This is a genomic window from Streptomyces sp. NPDC028910, from assembly GCF_055564955.1.
The window spans coordinates 149,294-167,680 of sequence record NZ_JBVHVF010000006.1; the positions used below are offsets into that span (position 1 = coordinate 149,294).

Consider the following 18,387-nt stretch of genomic DNA (forward strand, 5'->3'; position numbering starts at 1 on the left):
GGGGCTTCGAGCTTCGACGACACGACCCGGGGGAACGGACAGGAAGGTGGTCGCCATGGTCGGCAGGACGGACGCCCGAGGGGGCGAGCGGGACGGCTCCGCGGGCTCACAGTACGACGCGCGACCCTACGTACCGGGCCGCGGAGGGATCGACGACCTCCGCACCGCGGCCGCCGCGTGCCGGGGCTGCCCCCTGTTCGCCGAGGCCACCCAGACGGTGTTCGGCGCCGGGGCGGCGCACGCCCGGCTGGTCCTGGTCGGGGAACAGCCCGGCGACCAGGAGGACCGGCAGGGCGCGCCTTTCGTGGGGCCCGCCGGCGCGCTGTTGCGCAAGGCCCTGAACGAGGCGGGCATCGACGACGAGCCCGTCTACTTCACGAACGCCGTGAAGCACTTCAAGTTCACGACCGCCGAGCGCGGCAAACGCCGCATCCACAAAGCGCCGAGCCTTCGCGAGATGACGGCCTGCCGCCCCTGGCTCGAAGCGGAGCTGAGCCGGATCGAACCGGACCTGGTCATCGCCCTCGGCGGAACGGCCGGAAAGGCTCTCCTGGGAAACTCCTTCCGGGTCAACGAACAGCGGGGCGTCCTTCAGTCGATGCCCGCGCCGGACTCCCTCGGCCATCCCCCGGCCGAGCCGGGCCGCACGCAGCTCCTGGCGACGGTGCACCCTTCCGCCGTACTGCGCGCGACGGACCGCGAGGCGGCGTACCGCGGCCTGGTCGCCGATCTGCGCACCGCGGCGCAGGCGCTGGGCTGACCACCGGAGGGGCGCCCACGGACCGGCGGCGGGCACCGTCGCCGTTTGGTGGCGGCCCGCTCGGGCAGGCGCACTTGAGGGCGGCCCGCTCGGGCAGCCGCATCCGAGGCCCCTGCCGACCAGGCGCCCACCACCCCGCAGGCCCGGGGCCGCCGACCGGCCCCCCGACACGCAACCGGACGCACCATGCCGCATCCGACGAACGGTCCACCGACCCACCCCTTCCCCCAGGACCCGGGCCCGCACCCGGCTCCGCCCACGCATCCCTTCCCGACCGATCCGCAGGCGCCGAGGCCGGCGCCGCCGAAACCCGCCCCGGGACCGGAGCCGACGCCCGAACCGGCGCCACCGCCACCGCCGCCGCCCCTGTAGGCCCGCTCCCGCCGGAGCCGACGACGACAGGAAGCAGCCATGGGTACGCCCCCTCCCCCGAACGATCCGGTTCCGCCCAGCCCCACTCCTGCGCCCGGCCCGGGCCCCGGGCCCGAGCCCGGGCCGGTACCGGGCCCGGTGCCCGCTCCGGGCGGGCCGGACCCGGTGCCACCGGCGCCGCCGCAGCCCGAGCCCGATCCCCGTCCGTCGCCGGGCCCGCGCCCGGAACCGCATCCTCAGCCAGGCCCCCTGCCCGGGCCCGTACCGGCCCCGGAGCCCGTCACCTGAGACGGGCGGCGCACCCGCACCCGCCGCCGGGAGGAAGCCGTGAAACTGCAGTTCCTCAGTCCGCTGTACGCCCATCCCGGCCCCATCGCCTCCGTGTGCCTCGACACCTCCCGTGACCTCGACGACCCCGAACGGGCGATCGACCTGCGCTGGCGCAAGCTGCACAAGCGCCTGCTCGCGCACGAAGCGGACGAGCCCACCCTGCGCGCCATCGACGAGGCGGTCGGCACCGACCGCGAGGTGTCCGGCCGGCACGGCCAGGCGATCTTCGCCGCCCACGGCCGGCTGCTGCTCGCGCAGTGCCTGCCCGAGCCCCCCGCCCGCGACAGCGCCGAGTACGGGATGCTGCCCGACGCGCTGCCGCTGGTTCTCCAGCGCGCCCCGGACATCCCGTACGCGGTGGTCGTCGTCCACCGCGTGCACCTCGGGGGGCCCGCGGGCGGTGAGGAGGTGCTGGAGCTCGACCACGAAACCGGCAGATGGCCGATGAGCCGCGTGGCCCCCGGCGAGCACTCCCACCGCCGGATACCGGTGGAGGGGTGGCCCACCGAGGCCGACCACCTGCTGACGGAGCTGGTGGACCGCGCGTACGCCGACGGCCTGGAGATGATCGTGCTGGCCGGTGACCCGTGGGCGGTCAACAGCCTGATGAGGTCGGCCCCGCGGAAGCTGCACGGCCACTTCGTCAAGCTCAAGGACGGCCACCACCGGCGGCCGGAGCCCGGCCGGGCGCTGCTGGAGGAGGAACTCGGCGGGCTGCTCGACGACAGGCTGTCCGACCACGACAGGCACCAGCTCGATGCGTACCTCGGCCAGCGTGCCCGGCATCCGGAGTACGTCGAGGGAATCGGCGCCACGGTCGCCGCCCTCCAGCGCGGGCAGGCCCAGAGCCTGATCCTGAACCAGCCGGTGGAGCTCGACCAGCACCTGTGGGTGGGCGCGGCGCCCACGCACCTCGCCCTGTCCGGCGAGGACCTGAACGCCTTCGGCCTGAGCTACTACTGGGAAGAGCCCGCGGTGGGCGCGGCCCTGGTCCGGGCCGCGGCCGGCACGCAGGCCGACCTGATCGCCGTACCCCACGACGAACTGCCGCTGGCGGACGGTGCGGCCGTGCTCCTGCGCTACACGGGTACCTGACCTGACCGACGACGCGGGGCCGCGTGGACGCTTACTCTCCGTCGGGACGGGTAGCCGCCCGGCAGGAGCCGCTTCCAGCAGCGGGAGGAACCATGGCCCGACGCGTACACGAGGTGATGACCCAGAATCCGGTGACCGTCGAAAAGCTGACGTCACTGGCGGAAGCGGCCCGGGTGATGCGGGATGCGGACATCGGGGACGTTCTCGTCGTCGACGAGGGCCGGCTGCGCGGCATCCTGACCGACCGGGACCTGGTCGTCCGTGGCGTGGCCGAGAACAGGGATCCCGCCGAGACGACCGTGCAGGCCATCTGCAGCGGTGAGCCGGTTACCGTGCGGCCCGGCGACGACGTCGACCACGCCGTCGATCTCATGCGCCGGAACGCGCTGCGGCGCCTGCCCGTGGAAACCGAGGAGGGCGAGCTGGTCGGCGTCGTCACCCTGGGCGACCTCGCCGTGGAACAGGACCCGGGATCGGCCCTCGCGGCGATCTCGGCCGCCGAGCCCGACACCTGAGGCCGGCCCGCCGCGAATCTGGCCGGGGCCACTTTCCCACGCCACGACCCCGCACGTCGTCCGGCTGCCGCCCCGGCAGCGGTCGCGACCGTGGACCCGCCGTGACGGCCTGGCGGGGGCGGCCCGGAGTACACGTCGGCGGAGCCGAGTTGGCGGCGCCCGCAGCCGCTCGACGTACCCGGGAGACAGTCTGCTGATGAGCGGCGCTGGTACCTGGAGCGGCGCGTGCCGCGCATCCGTCGGCGCGAGGTCCGGCTGGACCTGGGCGCGGGCGCGTTCGAGATCGTCCCCGGGACCGGATTCGCCTGCCTGTCCGGCCCCCGGGTGGTGGCCGACGAGGCGTTGCGCGCCGAGTTGCGTGCCGCCGTCGCCGACCATGTACAGCACTAGCTGAGCGCGATCGGACCCCGCCGGCGGCGAGGCGTCTGGTCCTTGGGCCGCGTGCTCGGTCAGGAGGACCGGGCCATGCGGGACGCGACCGCGCTGCTGTCGAGCGCCATCGCGCCGTTCCCCGGCGGGGCCCTGCGGCTCGCCTTGCTGCCGCAGACGGCCGGCGCCCCGGACGGCATCACCGTACGGGACCTCGTGGCCTGCGGCCGTACCCCGCACCAGCGCTGGTGGCTCGCCCGCCAGGTCGACGTACTCAAGCTGGTCGCGGGACTCAACCGCGCCAGGGCCACACTTCATCGCCCTGCGCGACGGCAAGGTCATCGCCTGCCCTGTCGTGGGCACCTCCCTGGTCATCCCCTGGCCATCCCCGAGCGCGAACGCAGAACCACGACGGCCTGACCGCCGGTGGTCTTGCGCCCGGCGCGGCACCTCCACATACTCACGGGGCAGCGCTTGTCAGGAACACGCCATTTCCTGAATGCGCCTCACAGGGCCCGCCCACCCCCTGGGCCCCGACGCTCCGAGGAGGAGATCAGTGAGGATCACGCGCACCAGTTCCCCCACCCGCACGGCGAGGCGAGCCACCTTCGCCATGGTCGCCGCCGGCCTGCTGACGGCCACCGCGCTCACCCTGCCGACCGCGGAGGCAGCCGCCCCGCCGTCCTTCAGCGCGACCCAGCTCGCACGGGTCGACCAGGCCGTGCTGGGCGCCGACGTCGGCGGCACCGCATGGCATGTGGACCAGGCCGCCGGCCGGGTCGTCGTCACGGCCGACAGCACCGTGTCCGCAGCCGGCCTCGCGAAGATCAGAAAGGCGGCGGGGGCGGAAGCCGGTGCGCTGCGGATCGAGCGCACTCCTGGGAAGTTCACGCGCCTGCTGGGCCCGGGCGATGCCATCTACGGCGGTGGCTACCGCTGTTCGGCCGCCTTCAACGTCGTCAGCGGCGGCACGTACTCCTTCCTGACCGCCGGCCACTGCGGCAACGTGGTCAAGACCTGGTACACCAACTCCGCCCAGACCACGCTGATCGGCCCCACCGTCGGATCCAGCTTCCCCGGCAACGACTACGCGCTGGTCCGCTACGACAACACCTCGCTCAGCCACCCCGGCGGCTTCACCGCCGCCGACGCCTACGTGGGCGAGCCCGTCAAGCGCAGCGGCTCCACCACCGGCACCAAGAGCGGGACCGTCACCGCCCTCAACGCCACCGTCCACTACAGCGGCGGCGGCACGGTACGCGGCATGATCCAGACCAATGTGTGCGCCGAGCCGGGTGACTCCGGCGGCGCCCTGTACGACGGTACGAAGGCACTCGGCATCACCTCCGGCGGCAGCGGCAACTGCACGGTCGGCGGCACCACGTTCTACCAGCCGGTGCCCGAGGCCCTCGCCAAGTACCGGGTGTCCCTCCTCTGACCGGCGGGTGCCCGCCTCGGACTCACGCCCGGGGCGGGCACGGCGCTCCTGTGGAGTAGTGCAGGTCCGCCCGGGTAGGCGCCCAGCGAGGAACCCGCTCCTGGCAGAGGGCCGCACCTGAGCCCCGACCGTTCGGCGGAGGTGGTTCACGATGAACGCGCAGGTGCCACTGGTCTGGGTCGTGGGCGGCCATCTGCTCATGCCGGCCGAGCAGGTCACCGGCCTCCTGCGGTACCTCGCGGCGGGCTGGGTGCAGTCGGTGGATGCCGGGGAGACGGATCTCGAGCCCGGGACCGTCATGGCCCTGGTCGATGTACTGAGCGAGCTCGCCGATCAGATCGACGTCGAGTGCATCGCCTTCATGCCGGTCCGCCACCCCGCCGGAGGCGGCCCGCCGCCGCGCTGAGACAGGCGGCCGTCATGTGTCCCCGTCCCCTTCCCCTTCCTCGGCCTCGGCCTCGGCCTCGGCGACCTGCCGCAGCGTGTGGCCGCTGCGCGCGGAGCGGGCCCGGCGGGGGTCGGGGGTGCCCTTCCGGGACGCACGCTGGTCGGCGTGCTTGACGAGCAGCCACGCCTCCCGCTCGCCGCCCGTGCCCTCGCGGAACCGCGTGAGCGACCAGCCGCCGTGCAGCTTGTGGCCGTCGAGCCGGAACGAGGCGTGCCCGTCGGCCAGGGCCCGCGCGAAGGGGATCTCCCTGCCCGCCCGGTCGGTGGAGAGGTTGCGGTACGTCCCCTCGTCCCAGACGATCACCACGCCCGCGCCGTACTCGCCCCCGGCGATGACGCCCTCGAAGTCCCGGTACTCCAGCGGGTGGTCCTCGGTGGGCATGGCCAGCCGCTTGTCGTGCGGGTCGGTGGAGGGGCCCCTGGGAACCGCCCAGGACTTCAGTACGCCGTCCACCTCCAGCCGGAAGTCGAAGTGCATGGCCGTCGCGTCGTGGATCTGGACGACGTACGAAGGCCGCGCGGCCGACGGCCCGCCGGTGGCGCCTTCGGGCTCCGTCGTCTTCGAGAAGTCGCGCCGCCGGTGGTACTCCGCAAGCTGGTCCCGTGCCGTCACCGGCCACCTCCGATACCGCGCCGGCCGTCCCGTCGGAAGGCGATCCGTCAGAGGGCGATCGGCTGTTGACGGGCCGGTGTCTGGTCGAGGGTGAACAGGCCGCCGTCCGGGTCCCGCACGGTGACCTGCCGTCCGCTTCCGCGCCACGGGGCACCGTCCGTGACGATGCTGCCGCCGTGTTCGAGTGCCGCGGCCTCGGCGGCCGCCAAGTCGGCGACTTTGAAGTGGACCAGCCACCGGGGCCGCAACTGCGGCTTGGGTGATCCGCTCTGACCGGTCCGCTGTTCAGGCGTGCCACCGCCTGTCCTTCGTGCCGCAGGACGACCTGGTCCTCCTCGTAGGAGACCTCGCAGCAGCCGGCGGTCCCGTCCGCCCATCGCAGGACCCCGCCGTAGAAGAGGGCGGCGTCGAAGGCGTTCTTGGTCTGCAGTTCCAGCCACGCGGGTGCCTCGCCCTCGCCGACCCGCCACTCGGACAGGACGCGGCCCTCCCAGATGCCGAAGGCCGCTCCCTCCAGGTCGGTGGCCAGCGCCGCCCGGCCGCGGGGCGGGTAGGCGACCGGGCCGACCCCGACGGTGCCTCCGCGGTCGCGGATGCGCGCCACAGCGGCATCGGCGTCCTCGACGGCGAAGTACGCCGTCCACGCGACGGGTACCGCGAACTCGCCCGCCACCGCCCCGATGCCCGCGACGGGCACCCCGTCCAGCTCGGCGACGGAGAAGGCGTGCCCGAGACCGCCCTCCCGGAAGGTCCAGCCGAGCACGGCGCTGTAGAAGTCCTGCGCCGCACCGAGGTCACGTGCCACCAGGCTCAGCCAGCAGGGCGCGCCCACGACGTCTGCCGTCATCTGGACCACGGTCACCCTCCTTCCGGTGCGGAGGCGGGCGGCGCGAACCGCCCGCCGTCCCGGTCAGGTGTGGAGTCGGCTGTTGGGGCCGTCCTGACCGTCGGCGGACTCGTCGTTGAACCAGTAGTCGCCGGCGGCCAGGTACCGGAAGGAGTGGCTCGTCTTCCGGGGCAGGGCGACCGTGACGGCCCGCGCATCGTCCTTCCACGGCTTGAGGGGGTGGGCGTGGGGATCCCAGTCGTTGAAGTCACCGACGACGCTGACCGGCCCCGGAGGGGTGTCCGCGGGGAGGACGAAGGTGACCTCGGTCCGGTCCTTGCGCTGCTTGCGTTCGAGCACGGGCGTCTCCTGCCGGGAACGGGATAGGGAGCGCGACCATCCTGCTCCCGGACCCGCCCTGTCGCACGTCGACACGGCCAACCGTTCACACGGCGTGACACCACCGGGCCGGTGTGCCGGTTGCTTCAGGCGGTGGGGTGCGAGAAGGCCTGACCGCCTCCTTCGAACAAAGGGGCGGTCTCCGTCAGCTCCAGCAGGCGCCGGACCGGTCTGCTGACCGCGCTGATCCGGAGGCTGCGATGCCGGTCGGCCGCGTGGCGGCGGGCGCGCAGGAGGACGTTGAGTCCGGAGCAGTCGCAGAAGGTGACGGCGGAGAGGTCGAGGGAGACCCCGCCGGGACAGGTGTCAAGGGCGGTCAGCACGGCTCCGCGCAACTGCGGCGCGTTGTCGAGGTCGATCTCACCGGCGACGCTGATCTCGGCGCCGCCCCCGGGGCAAGGGATCACGCAGACGCTCAGCCAGTCGGCGTCCGGTCCGGGGTCCGGCTGCTCGGCGATGCGCATCAGGGCTTGGGTGGGAAACACGGTGCTCACCCCCGACCACACTGCTGCGGGATTGTGAACAAGATTCTGACGAGCTCGGCGGCGGAGGTCAAACCCCCCAGGATCCACTTTCCCTCCGATGGCCTACCCCCATTGGCCCCCTGGGCGGGTTGGGCCCTCTCATGGACTGGGGGCCTGTCCCTCCCGGTACACGCGAAGAAAGGCACGCCCATGTATGAGATGCGCGCCGAGTCCACCAGCGACCGATGCGAACTGATCTGGCACGTCATAGCCAAGGACGCGACTGCCGACACCCTCTGCGGCAGCCTCCTCGCCCCGCTGCAGTCCGCCATCGAGGCTGCTGCCGTTCCGGTGACCGAACGCTACTGCGCTCCCTGCATGACCGCTTTCAGCACGGCCATGCAAGGGCCCACCCCCACGGAAGCGGCTTAGGGAGTGCCCGGCGGGATCCGCCCGCCCGAAGTCGCCTGGCGCCGCTCGTCACCGTGCCGTGCGGGGTCAGCCGGCCGGGTGGGCGGATTCCCTGCCGCCTCCGGTTCCCTGCCGCCTCCGGTGGTCGGCTTCCTGCCGGGGTCAGGGCTCGTCGGGTACGTGGATGTCCAGTACGCAGATGTCGTCCCGGTTCGGCGGCCGCTGCGCGGCCAGAGTGCGGGCCAGGGTTTCGCCCCGGCCGTCGCGCAGGAGCCGGAGGGTGGTGTCGGCGAGCCGGATGAGACCTGCCTCTATGTCCTCGTTCGGTTCCTCCACGAGGCCGTCTGTGTAGAGCAGGAGGTGGTCCCCGGGCAGCAGGTCGATCACGGCCTGCCCGTACACGGAGTCGAAGGCGGCTCCGAGGAGGCTGCCCTCGGGCTGCGGAAGGAACCTCGCCTCGCCGCCGCGGATCAGCAAGGGCGGCAGGTGCCCCGCCCTGACCCAGGTCAGACGGTGGTCCCTGGGCTCGTAGCGGGCCATGACCATGGTGGCCGTGGCACCGTACGAGCCCTCGGCGGTGTGGAGCAGGAGGGTGTTCAGGCGCCTCAGGACGTCGGGAAGCGCCGATCCCGTGATGGTCATCCCCTTCGTGGTGAACCGCAGTTGGGCCATCGTGCCGACGGCGGCCAGGCCGTGGCCGGCGACGTCCCCGACGACGAACAGGGCGTTCCCGTCAGGGAGTTCGATGGCGCTGTACCAGTCGCCTCCCACGTTCACTCCGCTGTCCGCGGGCACATAGGCGACGTCGACACGCAGGCCGGCGAGTTGCAGCGACTGCTCGGGAATCGGCAGCAGCGTGTCCTGGAGCCGGGCGGCGAGGGCGCGTTCGGCCTGGAGCATGCCCCGCTGGACGAGGACGGCGCGTTCGCTCTCACCGAGGGCGATTTCGGCGTCCCGCTGCGCCGTGAGGTCCTGGAAGAAGCCGTACACGTCGACCGGAGCCCCGTCGACGTCCGTCTGCGCCTCCGCGACGATCCGCAGGTGCCGTACGCCCTGGGCGGTCTTGATACGGAACGGCTGGTCGATGCTCACGCCGTCGCTCAGCAGCCGCTGGACGGCCTTGCCCAGACTCGGCAGATCGTCCGGCATCAGGTGCCGGGGCAGTTCCTCCAAGGTCATGGGCCCCTCGGAGGGGTCGCGTTCGAAGATGGCGTAGACCTGCTCGGACCAGGCGATGGTGTTCGTCGTCAGGTTCCAGCTCGCCCACCCGAGGTTGCCGAGGCGCTGCATGTCGGCGAGGCGGCGGGCCTCGCGCTCGCTCGTGTCGTGGCGGATCCAGGACACGACCAGGCGGTCCCCCAGCCGCGCCGCCCGCACGGAGAAGCTGGACTGCTCCGGGACCCCGGCGTGTACCTCCTGGTAGGTGAAGGGCTCCCCTTCGTAGACCGTGCCCGTCGTCAGGGTGTCCAGGTACGCCTCCCACAGGGGGGTGCCCGCCACGGTCGGGTACGTCTCCAGCACCCTTCGGCCCACCAGTTCCTTGCCCCGGCGTCCCGCCACGTCGACCGATTCCGGTGCCGCCGCGTCGATCCGGTAGTCCTCCACGGCACCCGTCACGCCGCGCAGGGGCGTGAGCAGGATCGCGGGTCCGGACAGGGCGTCGAAGATCCGCTGGATCGCGTCCACGCCCTGGTGGACCGGGTCGGCCTCGCCCGCGCCCCGGCCAGCGCACAGGAGTCCGCCGCACAGCCTGACGGCCCGGCGCAGCAGGGTCCGCGTACCGGCGTCGAACGGGGCCTCGCGCGTCCGGAAGAAGCCCACGACGGCCGCCGCCGGCCGTTCGCCGGGTACGGGGATCCACGCACGCGACGGCCAGCGTTCGGGCGGGTCGCCGATGAGCACGTAGCGGGCGGCGTCCTCGCGGGGGTCTTCGAGCCACAGGGCCTTCCCGGCGGCGACGGCCTCCAGTGCCGCCACCCCGCTGAGCGGCGGGATGTGGCTCCACTGCTCGGCGAGGGCGTCGTCGATGCCGGCGTACCCGGCCAGCTTCAGGCTTCCGCCGAGCGCCGCGCTGTAGATCATGACGGCTTCCACGTCCTCGGTGCCGCTCAGGACCGCGCGCAGCAGGTCCGCCACGTCCCCGGCGGTTCGGGCGCCCGTCAGGCCTTCGGCGAGCGCGGCCAGGAGGGCCGGCTGTCCGCCGCGGCCACCGCCGGTACCGGCCAGGTACCGGCTGGTGCTGAACCGTGCGAGGTCGCAATCCCGGGCCGTGCCGGTCTCGGGTTCCGCGGGTGGTACGGGCGCCGGCGCCGGCCCCCGGCCGGTCCGGCCCAGGGTGATCCAGCACTCCTCCATGAGGCTGCGCCGCTGCTGCTCGGCGCGCCCCAGCAACAGCTCGTACGCGGCGTCCGCCGAGACCCCCGACTGCGCCATGACGATGCCCTTGGCGCGTTCGAGGATGGCGCCCGTGGAGGCCACGCCTTCGAGGTCCGCGAGCTCGGCACGCAACCTGGCCACCACCTTCGCCAGGGCCAGCACCTCGGGCGTCGCCGCGCCAGGGGGAAGTGCCGATTCGCTCTCCATCTCTTGAGCATGTCACGCCGGGGGCGCGCAGGGGATGCGATCAGGCGGCCTGTAGTGCCACCGCACGCCCGGCGGTGGCCGGACGGGCCGGATTCAGACTGTCGACGACCGCCTCCAGGCTGCCGGTGGCCCGGTAGACGGCCCGTTGGCGTCGCGCACCGGTCCCCGTTCGTCTCAGCCGCTCCCACAGGACCCGCACGGCGTCCAGGTCTCCCGCCGCGGCCAGGCCGGGGGCCGCGCGCTCCAGGAGCCGGTCCACGAGCAGGGCGGCGGGCTGCTCCCGGCCGCTCACCGGGTCCAGGCCGGGGCCCGCCACGCCGTACCTCGCGGCCAGTTCGTGCGCCCTGCGCAGTGCGCGTTCGGACGGTGCGGGCGGCGGGACGTCGGCGTCCGCCTCCCGCAGGAGGGTGCCGGCGAGACCTCGTACGAGGGCGGCCGTCAGGACGACGGCGTACACGTCGGCGTTGACGTCGGCGATCCGGATCTCCAGGGTCGGCACGTGTTCGGAGGGGCGGGCGTGCCAGTACAGCATGCGGCGGTCGAGCAGTACGCCGGAGGCGACGAGCCCGTCGACGTACGAGAGGTACTGGCCCTCGTCGACGAGGGGAGGCGGCCCGACGGTCGGCCAGCCGGAGTGGGCGACGGAGCGCCAGCTGTCGAGGCCGGTGTCCCGGCCGCACACGAAGGGCGAGTTGCAGGTGATCGACTGGAACACCGGCAGCCACGGCCGCATGTGGTTCCCCAGGGCCAGGGCGCGCGCCCGGTCGAGGGGGCCGACGTGGACGTGGCAGCCGCAGACGAGGTGGTAGGGGCCGAGGAGCGCGGCGAACCGGCGCGCCATCCGCTGGTAACGGTCCGTGTCGGTCACGGTGAGGGGCTCCTGCGGCCGGATCACGGGCGTGCCCGAGGCGACCGGCAGGCAGTCGGCCGCGGCCGCTCCCTCCGCCACGGTGCGACGCAGCCGCACCAGCTGTTCGTACAGGTCACCGAGGTCTGCGGCCGGCTCGGTGCAGACCTCCACCTGGGTGTTGTAGAACTCGGCCTGGACCTGACCGCCCAGTTCCCCCGCGACCGCGCCGATCACTTCCGGCGCCCGGTTCACGGGAGCCCGGCCGGCACGGTCGACGAGCTGGTACTCCTCTTCCACCCCCATGGTCATCACGTCCATCCCGCACCTCATTCCGCGTCGTCTGGCGCATGCTCACGGGCCTGGCGTCGAAACCCTTCGCGTCCGGTTCGACGCGTACGTCAGGCCGGGTGGCCGGCTTCCACGTCGCGGACGTCTCCGTACCTCAGCGGCCGGGACGCGAGGTCCCCTGCCGGCGCGGACCGCTCGACGGGCGACAGCAGGAAGCCGACGTGATCGCCGCCTTCGACGACCTCCTCGATCCGGCCGGTGAACCAGTCGCGTACGTCCGACAGCACCGGGCTGCCCTCCCGTCCGGGCCGCCACCCGATCCGGGCGTACTTGTCCACGCTGTCACCGGTCTGCCCGCCGAACCACTCAGCCAGCGCCCGCTGGTCCCGGCGCAGCAGGTGCACGGTGAGGTACCGAGCCTCGCGCGCGACGGCGTAGGTGTGGTTCGCGATCGACAGCCATACGGCGAAACGCGGCGGATCGATCGAGCACTGCGAGGCGAATCCGACGAGGCAGCCGGCCCGCCGGCCGCCCGAGGCGACCGTGACCACGTACATCGGACCGTCCAGGGCGTCGGCGAAAAAGGCCAGGTCCTGCATGGCGACTCCTGAGATGAGACGTTCGGGCGTGAGCTGTACGACGGTCTCCTTCCCCATCGGCGCGCGAACGGCGGTGATGGAGCGGCGGTGATTGAGCGGCGCGAGGCGGGGCAGGCGCAGGAGGTACGCGAAAGCCACGTGCCGGGCCGCGCCGCTGACGACACCGGGCCCCGGCTGAAGGAGGTGGAGCGGGTGCGCATCGCCTTTCTGACCGCGCCCGTAGGCGTGGAGGAGATCGAACTCACCACACCGTGGAAAGCGGTCGAGGGCGCCGGCTGGAATCCGCAGCTGGTCTCGACCGGGTCCGGGCAGGTTCAGGCCTTCAACCACTTCGACAAGGGCGGCCGCTTCACCGTCGACCACGTGCTGGCCGGCGACACGGCAGACGCCTTCGACGCGCTGGTGCTGCCGGGCGGAGTCGCCAACCCCGACGCCTTGCGGATGAACGAACGGGCCGTCGGCTTCACCCGGAGCTTCTTCACCCAGGGCAAGCCGGTCGCGGCGATCTGCCACGCCCCGTGGACCCTGGTGGAAGCCGACGTCGTACGGGGCCGGACGCTGACCTCGTGGCCGAGCCTGGCCACGGACATCCGCAACGCGGGCGGCACCTGGGTCGACGAGGCGGTCCGGGTCTGCCATGCGGCGCCCGCCACGCTGGTCACCAGCCGGAAGCCGGACGACCTGGACGTCTTCTGCGCGGCCCTCATTCGAGAATTCGACCGAATCATGCAGTAAAGGATGATTCTGTTCAGGAAGGAACACGTCATGGGCAAGGCGAAGGGCACGGCCAAGCAGGCGAAGGGCAAGCTGAAGGAGACCGCCGGCGACATGATGGACGACAAGCGCATGGAGGCGGAGGGAACCGCTGAGCGAATGAGCGGCAAGACCGAGGAGACGGTGTCGAAGGCCGGCGACAAGGTGAAGAAGACCAAGGGCAAGAGCTGAACCTCCTGGGCCCGCCGGATGCCGGCGGGCCCACGGGCGCGCCGTTGCACGGCGTTTCGCGCCGTCTAGCACCAGGACAGGGCTGAAGACTCTGGAGGCTCTGCAGGCTCTCACCACGCTGGTCCGGGTACCCACTGGGTGACACCATGAGCGCACCTGAGCGCATGGCGTGGCGCCAGGGCCGAGAGCAGGTGGTGAAGAACCATGCCGACGAGGAACGGACCACGCTTCGCTTGCCTCGGCGCGGACACGGCCCAGGCGCCCGCCCGGGCACGGGCGAACGGGCGGTGAACGCGGACATGCCCCCGACGAGCCCACCGGAACGCACCGGGCAGCTGCCGCTGCGCGATGCCGTGGACCCTGTCACCCGGTCCCGGGACTTCACCCGGCGGATGCTGGCCGAATGGGCCTGGCCCCCCGGCGATCGGGAGGAACGGGTCGATCAGGAGGAACGGGTCGAGGACGTCCTGCTCCTGGTCTGCGAGCTGGTCTCGAACGCGTGCTTGCACGCCGGTGGTCCGACGGAACTCCTGCTGCGCTGCAGCGCGGAGCGGCTGCGCATCGAGGTCGCCGACCGCGACGCGAGGCGTCCGGAGCCGCGCAAGAGGGAGGATCCGGCTCAGCCAGGGGGGTACGGGCTGCTCATAGTGGAACAGCTGGCCCAGGCATGGGGAGCGACGCGCGGCGGTGAGGGCAAGCGCGTGTGGCTGGAGGTCCGGGCCGATCCGGACTCCGCCGCCTCCCCCGCGCGGTGGGACGGTTCCAGCCGAGGAAGATGACCGGGGTGCCTGAGAGGGGCCCGGGTCAGTGGCTCGGGTGGCCCGGGTGGTGGCCCTGGTCGCCTGGTGCGGGGGCCGGCTCGGCCGGCTCGGCCGGCTCGGCAAGTGGTCCGTCACTCAGCAGCCCCTCGCGCAGGGTACCGATGATGCGGCCGAGCAGCCGGGAGATGTGCATCTGCGAGAGGCCCAGCCGCTCGCCGATCTCGGACTGGGTGAGTTCCTCACCGAAACGCAGCGTCAGGATCGTGCGGTCGCGTTCACCGAGCGCGGCGATCAGCGGGCGCAGGGCGGCCACGCACTCGATCCGGTCGTAGGCCAGGTCCTCCATGCCGAGGACGCCGACCACCGCCCCCGCGTCGAAGGGTGAGTTCTGCTGGGCCTCCGCGGGCAGTACCGGGTCGATCGACCTCGCGGCGTACCCGTTCGCGGCCAGCCGCCCCTCGGCCACCTCGGCCTCGGTGGTGCCCAGGTGCTCGGCCAGCTCGTGGTCGGTGGGCTCACGCCCCAGCCGCTGCTCCAGGAGGTCGTGGGCCTTGGCAAGGTCCAGCCGGAGCTCCTGGAGGCGCCGTGGCACCTTCACGGCCCAGCTCGTGTCCCGGAAGAACCGCCGGATCTCGCCGGTGATGGTGGGCAGGGCGTAGGTGGCGAATTCCGTGCCGCGGTCCGGGTCGAAGCGGTTGATGGCCTTGATCAGGCCGACCGTGCCGGTCTGGATGATGTCCTCGACGGGCTCGCTGCGGTGACGGAACCGGCGCGCGGCGAACTTCACCAGGCTCACGTTCAGTTCCACGAGCGTGTTGCGCACGTACGAGTACTCGGCGCTGCCTTCCGTCAGGCCGCGCAGCCGTCGGAACAGTGCGACGGACAGCGCGCGGGCCTCGGACGTGTCGACGGACAGAAGATCGTCGGGGAACTCTTCGGGGCGCGCCGATCGGTCCCCGGAGCGTTCGGTGGTGAGGGGGTCCGCGGTATCGCGGGGGGCGGGGGACATGTGCTTCCTCGTACGGCCGGGGCCACCGCCGGGAGGGGGTGGCGGGACCGTCGCAGGTGACCCACGTGCGATATACCCGCCGACCGGCGGGTCGACGCGCGAGGCGGCCCGGACCCTGGGAGATCCCTTCCGGGCGGCTGCGCCGTGGCGCGGACCCTTCCGCCGGGTCTGCGCCACAGCGCAGTCGACCGGAGCCCTACCAGCGGTACCAGCGCCCGCCGCCGCTGCGGGCCACAAAGCCGAGCAGCCACAGCACCAGCACGGCGATCGCTATCCACCACAGCACGTCGATGGCGAAACCGGCACCGAAGAGCACCAGGACCAGCAGCAGGACCAGAAGAAGCGGAACCATGACCAACCTCCGATGAACGATGCCCGACCCCTCTGGAATCGGGGAGGCGGCGCCCGGGTAGGGACGCCGGCCCTACGAAGCGGCTTCCCTCACCGGGCCCGTTCATGCTCCGGTGGAGGCGGCGACAGGGCGGGGAGATACTTCAAGTGATGACCGTTTCGGCTTCCCCTCGGTAGGGAGGACGGTATGCAGCGGTCCTCGGCCCGCGGCCCGGGCGTCCTCGTCGGGGTCACTCTGGCGTTGATCTGCTCCTGGGGCGGCTCTGGCGGCTCCGCCGCCGCCGCCGCGGGCGCCGGGCGCGCGACCCCCTCGTCCGTCGTCCCGGTGGTCGCGTCGACCAATGTGTACGGGGACATCGTCGAGCAGATCGGCGGTGACCGGGTCGATGTCGTCTCGATCATCAGCGACCCGACGCAGGACCCCCACTCGTACGAAGCCAGTACGCGCAGCCAGTTGGGGCTGGCCAAGGCGAAGGTCGTCGTCGAGAACGGCGGTGGCTACGACGCGTTCATCGGCCGGATGCTCCGCAGTTCGGGCAACTCCTCGGCCGAGGTGATCGATGCCGTGACGGTGTCCGGGAAGTCCCGTGGCCCGGTCGGGGAGTTGAACGAGCACGTCTGGTACGACTTCCCCACCGTGGGCAAGCTCGCCGACCGGATCGCGGACGCGCTGGCCAGGGCCGCGCCCGGCGAATCCGACGTCTTCCGGGAGAACGCCAGGACGTTCACGCGGAAGCTGGCTTCGCTCCGGTCCGAAGTGGAACGGATCGAGGCGGAGCACGGGGGCACCGCCGTGGCCGTCACCGAGCCCGTCCCCCTGTACCTGACCGAGGCCTGCGGCCTGGTGAACAAGACACCCGCGGACTTCAGCGAGGCCATCGAGGAGGGCGACGAGGTCTCGCCCAGAAGCCTCCAGGAGACGCTCGCGCTGTTCACCGGCCGACAGGTCGAGGCGCTGCTCTACAACGAGCAGACGGCCGGTCCCCAGACCGAGAAGGTCGAGCAGGCCGCCGAGGACAACGGCGTCCCCGTCGTCCCCGTGACCGAGACCCTTCCGCAGGGCGAGGACTACATCAGCTGGATGACGTCCAACGTCGCTGCCCTCAAGAAGGCCCTGGACCGCTGATGGACCGTACGGAGTCCGTCGCACCGCTCGTCCGGCCGGACGGGGCCACCCGCGAGGCCGGCGCCCCTGGTGAACCGGTGGTCAGCCTGCGGGGGGCCGCTCTGGCCTACGGCGACCGCGTGCTGTGGCGCGGGCTGGACCTCGACCTCCGGCCGGGCGAGTTCCTCGCGGTGCTGGGACCGAACGGATCCGGCAAGACCAGCCTGCTGCGCGTGCTCCTGGGCCGCCAGCAGCTCACGGCGGGGACGGCGACGGTGCTCGGCCGGACCCCGCGCGTCGGCGCCAGGCACGTCGGCTACGTCCCGCAGCAGAAGTCCCTCCCCGCGCACACCATGCTGCGGGCCCGGGACCTCGTACGGCTGGGCATGGACGGGCACCGGTGGGGGCTGCCGCTCGCCCCGCGCACGGTCCGCCGCCGCGTCGACGAGATCCTGGAGTCCGTCGGGGCGATGCCCTGCGCGGACGTCCCCGTCGGCCGGCTCTCCGGCGGGGAACAGCAGCGCGTACGCATCGCGCAGGCGCTGGCCACGGACCCGCGGATCCTGCTCTGCGACGAGCCGTTGCTCTCCCTCGACCTCCAGCACCAGCGCACGGTCACCACCCTGGTGGACCGGCGCCGGCGCTCCGCCGCCACCGCCGTCGTCTTCGTGACGCACGAGATCAATCCGGTCCTGGGGCTGGTGGACCGGGTCCTGTACCTGGCCCCGGGCGGGTTCCGGATCGGCCCGCCGGACGAGGTGATGACCACGTCCACCCTGTCGCAGCTGTACGGGACCCAGGTCGATGTCGTCCACGTCCGGGGCCGCATCGTGGTCGTGGGGGCACCCGACGCCGCCGTCGTGCACCACCACGCGGCCGGGCCGAACGGGGGCGCGGGGCGGTGACGGGACGGTGGCCGCTCGCCGACGGGCAGGACGGCGGCGTCTGGCGGCAGATCTTCAACTTCGACAACTACGGCGAACTGCTCGCTCTGGTCCAGAACTCCCTGCTGGCGGGGGCCCTGCTCGGCTTGGTGGGCGGCCTGGTCGGGGTCTTCGTGATCATGCGCGATCTCCCGTTCGCCGTGCACGGGATCAGCGAGCTCTCCTTCGCCGGCGCCTCCGCGGCGCTGCTGCTCGGGTTCAACATCGTGGCCGGGTCGATCGTGGGGTCGCTGATGGCGGCGGGTGCCATCGGCGTCCTGGGCGTCCGCGCCCGGGACCGCAATTCGATCATCGGTGTCATCATGCCGTTCGGCCTCGGCCTGGGGGTGCTGTTCCTGTCCCTCTACAAGGGGCGGGCGGCCAACAAGTTCGGGATCCTCACCGGCCAGGTCGTCGCCGTCGACACCCCGCAGATGGCGTGGCTCGTCGGCACGTCCGCGGTGGTGCTGGTGGCCCTCGCCGTCATCTGGCGCCCGCTGTCCTTCGCGAGCGCCGATCCGGAGGTGGCCGAGGCCCGGGGCATTCCCGTCCGCGCGCTGTCTCTGGCGTTCATGCTGGTCCTGGGCCTGGCGGTGGCGCTGTGCGTACAGATCGTCGGAGCCCTGCTCGTCCTCGCGCTCCTGGTCACCCCGGCGGCCGCCGCCGCCCGGATCACGGCTTCCCCCGTGCTGCTGCCCGTACTGAGCGTCGTCTTCGCGCTGGTCTCGATGGAGGGCGGGATCCTGCTCGCCCTCGGAAGCACCGTGCCCATCAGCCCGTACGTGACGACCGTCTCGTTCCTGATCTACCTCGGATGCCGGCTGGCGGGCACCCGCGTCGAACGCGCGCGCGGGGCTCCCGGACTCGGCTCGACCCCGCGCCCCGCTCGGGTTCACACTGGATGAGAGGCCGTCGCGTCTGCCCGGCGCGGACG

General features: G+C 72.5%; 22 protein-coding genes and 1 pseudogene. 14 read left to right on the plus strand and 9 right to left on the minus strand.

Annotation, left to right across the window (positions count from 1 at the left end; translation table 11 throughout):
• Positions 1 to 55 precede the first annotated feature (55 nt).
• The 7 genes from ACZ4TV_RS11215 to ACZ4TV_RS11245 all read left to right on the plus strand — a co-directional run bounded on the left by ACZ4TV_RS11215 (position 56) and on the right by ACZ4TV_RS11245 (position 5,285).
• The gene (locus tag ACZ4TV_RS11215; RefSeq protein WP_468133119.1) at positions 56 to 760 is read left to right on the plus strand and encodes a UdgX family uracil-DNA binding protein; all 705 of its coding nucleotides are present in this window, start codon (positions 56 to 58) and stop codon (positions 758 to 760) included.
• A 699-nt stretch (positions 761 to 1,459) separates the two neighbouring features.
• Positions 1,460 to 2,557, plus strand: a complete 1,098-nt coding sequence (locus tag ACZ4TV_RS11220) for a baeRF2 domain-containing protein (RefSeq protein ID WP_468133121.1) — start codon at positions 1,460 to 1,462, stop codon at positions 2,555 to 2,557.
• Positions 2,558 to 2,649: 92 nt separating this feature from the next.
• A complete protein-coding gene (locus ACZ4TV_RS11225; protein ID WP_468133123.1) occupies positions 2,650 to 3,072 on the plus strand; it encodes a CBS domain-containing protein in 423 nt (140 codons plus the stop codon).
• A 225-nt stretch (positions 3,073 to 3,297) separates the two neighbouring features.
• Positions 3,298 to 3,462 carry a hypothetical protein gene (locus ACZ4TV_RS11230; protein ID WP_468133125.1) on the plus strand — a complete coding sequence of 55 codons (165 nt, stop codon included), beginning with the start codon at positions 3,298 to 3,300 and terminating at the stop codon, positions 3,460 to 3,462.
• Between the two features lie 75 nt (positions 3,463 to 3,537).
• A complete protein-coding gene (locus ACZ4TV_RS11235; RefSeq protein WP_468133127.1) occupies positions 3,538 to 3,861 on the plus strand; it encodes a hypothetical protein in 324 nt (107 codons plus the stop codon).
• A 136-nt stretch (positions 3,862 to 3,997) separates the two neighbouring features.
• A complete protein-coding gene (locus tag ACZ4TV_RS11240; RefSeq protein WP_468133129.1) occupies positions 3,998 to 4,879 on the plus strand; it encodes a S1 family peptidase in 882 nt (293 codons plus the stop codon).
• 151 nt (positions 4,880 to 5,030) lie between these two features.
• Positions 5,031 to 5,285, plus strand: a complete 255-nt coding sequence (locus tag ACZ4TV_RS11245) for a DUF6213 family protein (protein WP_468133131.1) — start codon at positions 5,031 to 5,033, stop codon at positions 5,283 to 5,285.
• A gap of 12 nt (positions 5,286 to 5,297) precedes the next feature.
• On the opposite strand, the gene ACZ4TV_RS11250 is transcribed toward ACZ4TV_RS11245, so the two are convergent.
• The 4 genes and pseudogenes from ACZ4TV_RS11250 to ACZ4TV_RS11265 all read right to left on the minus strand — a co-directional run bounded on the left by ACZ4TV_RS11250 (position 5,298) and on the right by ACZ4TV_RS11265 (position 7,649).
• Positions 5,298 to 5,939, minus strand: a complete 642-nt coding sequence (locus ACZ4TV_RS11250) for a DNA polymerase ligase N-terminal domain-containing protein (RefSeq protein ID WP_468133133.1) — start codon at positions 5,937 to 5,939, stop codon at positions 5,298 to 5,300.
• A 47-nt stretch (positions 5,940 to 5,986) separates the two neighbouring features.
• Positions 5,987 to 6,786: pseudogene (locus ACZ4TV_RS11255) on the minus strand (VOC family protein).
• 63 nt (positions 6,787 to 6,849) lie between these two features.
• Positions 6,850 to 7,125 carry an isoamylase early set domain-containing protein gene (locus tag ACZ4TV_RS11260; RefSeq protein ID WP_468133135.1) on the minus strand — a complete coding sequence of 92 codons (276 nt, stop codon included), beginning with the start codon at positions 7,123 to 7,125 and terminating at the stop codon, positions 6,850 to 6,852.
• 125 nt (positions 7,126 to 7,250) lie between these two features.
• Positions 7,251 to 7,649 carry an STAS domain-containing protein gene (locus tag ACZ4TV_RS11265; protein WP_468133137.1) on the minus strand — a complete coding sequence of 133 codons (399 nt, stop codon included), beginning with the start codon at positions 7,647 to 7,649 and terminating at the stop codon, positions 7,251 to 7,253.
• Positions 7,650 to 7,838: 189 nt separating this feature from the next.
• Between ACZ4TV_RS11265 and ACZ4TV_RS11270 the strand changes: the two genes are divergently transcribed.
• Positions 7,839 to 8,060 (plus strand): hypothetical protein, encoded by a 222-nt coding sequence (locus tag ACZ4TV_RS11270; protein WP_468133139.1) that lies wholly within the window; start codon positions 7,839 to 7,841, stop codon positions 8,058 to 8,060.
• 141 nt (positions 8,061 to 8,201) lie between these two features.
• Here the strand turns inward: ACZ4TV_RS11270 and ACZ4TV_RS11275 are convergent, their stop codons facing one another.
• The 3 genes from ACZ4TV_RS11275 to ACZ4TV_RS11285 all read right to left on the minus strand — a co-directional run bounded on the left by ACZ4TV_RS11275 (position 8,202) and on the right by ACZ4TV_RS11285 (position 12,359).
• The gene (locus ACZ4TV_RS11275; protein ID WP_468133141.1) at positions 8,202 to 10,622 is read right to left on the minus strand and encodes a PP2C family protein-serine/threonine phosphatase; all 2,421 of its coding nucleotides are present in this window, start codon (positions 10,620 to 10,622) and stop codon (positions 8,202 to 8,204) included.
• 40 nt (positions 10,623 to 10,662) lie between these two features.
• A complete protein-coding gene (locus ACZ4TV_RS11280) occupies positions 10,663 to 11,790 on the minus strand; it encodes a carboxylate-amine ligase (RefSeq protein ID WP_468133143.1) in 1,128 nt (375 codons plus the stop codon).
• Positions 11,791 to 11,870: 80 nt separating this feature from the next.
• Positions 11,871 to 12,359, minus strand: a complete 489-nt coding sequence (locus ACZ4TV_RS11285) for a flavin reductase family protein (RefSeq protein WP_468133145.1) — start codon at positions 12,357 to 12,359, stop codon at positions 11,871 to 11,873.
• 192 nt (positions 12,360 to 12,551) lie between these two features.
• Between ACZ4TV_RS11285 and ACZ4TV_RS11290 the strand changes: the two genes are divergently transcribed.
• From ACZ4TV_RS11290 to ACZ4TV_RS11300, 3 genes are all read left to right on the plus strand, one after another.
• Positions 12,552 to 13,094: a type 1 glutamine amidotransferase domain-containing protein gene (locus ACZ4TV_RS11290; RefSeq protein WP_468133301.1), complete on the plus strand. Its 543-nt coding sequence runs from the start codon at positions 12,552 to 12,554 to the stop codon at positions 13,092 to 13,094.
• Positions 13,095 to 13,097: 3 nt separating this feature from the next.
• Positions 13,098 to 13,304: a CsbD family protein gene (locus ACZ4TV_RS11295; protein ID WP_468133147.1), complete on the plus strand. Its 207-nt coding sequence runs from the start codon at positions 13,098 to 13,100 to the stop codon at positions 13,302 to 13,304.
• A 299-nt stretch (positions 13,305 to 13,603) separates the two neighbouring features.
• Entirely contained in the window at positions 13,604 to 14,083 is a 480-nt protein-coding gene (locus ACZ4TV_RS11300; RefSeq protein WP_468133149.1) for an ATP-binding protein, read from the plus strand.
• 25 nt (positions 14,084 to 14,108) lie between these two features.
• On the opposite strand, the gene ACZ4TV_RS11305 is transcribed toward ACZ4TV_RS11300, so the two are convergent.
• Positions 14,109 to 15,074 carry a SigB/SigF/SigG family RNA polymerase sigma factor gene (locus ACZ4TV_RS11305; protein ID WP_468133151.1) on the minus strand — a complete coding sequence of 322 codons (966 nt, stop codon included), beginning with the start codon at positions 15,072 to 15,074 and terminating at the stop codon, positions 14,109 to 14,111.
• Between the two features lie 196 nt (positions 15,075 to 15,270).
• Positions 15,271 to 15,426: a hydrophobic protein gene (locus ACZ4TV_RS11310; RefSeq protein ID WP_468133153.1), complete on the minus strand. Its 156-nt coding sequence runs from the start codon at positions 15,424 to 15,426 to the stop codon at positions 15,271 to 15,273.
• A 186-nt stretch (positions 15,427 to 15,612) separates the two neighbouring features.
• On the opposite strand from ACZ4TV_RS11310, the gene ACZ4TV_RS11315 reads away from it, so the two are divergent.
• Genes ACZ4TV_RS11315 through ACZ4TV_RS11325 form a run of 3 tightly spaced genes read left to right on the plus strand, consistent with a single transcriptional unit; the run spans position 15,613 to position 18,358 of the window.
• Complete coding sequence (locus ACZ4TV_RS11315; RefSeq protein ID WP_468133155.1) at positions 15,613 to 16,551, plus strand: metal ABC transporter solute-binding protein, Zn/Mn family; 939 nt, start codon at positions 15,613 to 15,615, stop codon at positions 16,549 to 16,551.
• Positions 16,551 to 17,435: a metal ABC transporter ATP-binding protein gene (locus ACZ4TV_RS11320; protein WP_468133157.1), complete on the plus strand. Its 885-nt coding sequence runs from the start codon at positions 16,551 to 16,553 to the stop codon at positions 17,433 to 17,435. The genes ACZ4TV_RS11315 and ACZ4TV_RS11320 overlap by 1 nt, the downstream gene beginning before the upstream one ends.
• Complete coding sequence (locus tag ACZ4TV_RS11325) at positions 17,432 to 18,358, plus strand: metal ABC transporter permease (RefSeq protein ID WP_468133159.1); 927 nt, start codon at positions 17,432 to 17,434, stop codon at positions 18,356 to 18,358. Before ACZ4TV_RS11320 ends, ACZ4TV_RS11325 begins: the two co-directional genes overlap by 4 nt.
• Positions 18,359 to 18,387: the final 29 nt, after the last annotated feature.

Coding starts and splice junctions, on each gene's coding strand:
- ACZ4TV_RS11215 (WP_468133119.1), top strand. CDS start 56: ATGGTCGGCAGGACGGACGCCCGAGGGGGCGAGCGGGACGGCTCCGCG.
- ACZ4TV_RS11225 (WP_468133123.1), top strand. CDS start 2,650: ATGGCCCGACGCGTACACGAGGTGATGACCCAGAATCCGGTGACCGTC.
- ACZ4TV_RS11235 (WP_468133127.1), top strand. CDS start 3,538: ATGCGGGACGCGACCGCGCTGCTGTCGAGCGCCATCGCGCCGTTCCCC.
- ACZ4TV_RS11245 (WP_468133131.1), top strand. CDS start 5,031: ATGAACGCGCAGGTGCCACTGGTCTGGGTCGTGGGCGGCCATCTGCTC.
- ACZ4TV_RS11270 (WP_468133139.1), top strand. CDS start 7,839: ATGTATGAGATGCGCGCCGAGTCCACCAGCGACCGATGCGAACTGATC.
- ACZ4TV_RS11275 (WP_468133141.1), bottom strand. CDS start 10,622: ATGGAGAGCGAATCGGCACTTCCCCCTGGCGCGGCGACGCCCGAGGTG.
- ACZ4TV_RS11280 (WP_468133143.1), bottom strand. CDS start 11,790: ATGGACGTGATGACCATGGGGGTGGAAGAGGAGTACCAGCTCGTCGAC.
- ACZ4TV_RS11285 (WP_468133145.1), bottom strand. CDS start 12,359: ATGCAGGACCTGGCCTTTTTCGCCGACGCCCTGGACGGTCCGATGTAC.
- ACZ4TV_RS11295 (WP_468133147.1), top strand. CDS start 13,098: ATGATTCTGTTCAGGAAGGAACACGTCATGGGCAAGGCGAAGGGCACG.
- ACZ4TV_RS11300 (WP_468133149.1), top strand. CDS start 13,604: ATGCCCCCGACGAGCCCACCGGAACGCACCGGGCAGCTGCCGCTGCGC.
- ACZ4TV_RS11305 (WP_468133151.1), bottom strand. CDS start 15,074: ATGTCCCCCGCCCCCCGCGATACCGCGGACCCCCTCACCACCGAACGC.
- ACZ4TV_RS11310 (WP_468133153.1), bottom strand. CDS start 15,426: ATGGTTCCGCTTCTTCTGGTCCTGCTGCTGGTCCTGGTGCTCTTCGGT.
- ACZ4TV_RS11315 (WP_468133155.1), top strand. CDS start 15,613: ATGCAGCGGTCCTCGGCCCGCGGCCCGGGCGTCCTCGTCGGGGTCACT.
- ACZ4TV_RS11320 (WP_468133157.1), top strand. CDS start 16,551: ATGGACCGTACGGAGTCCGTCGCACCGCTCGTCCGGCCGGACGGGGCC.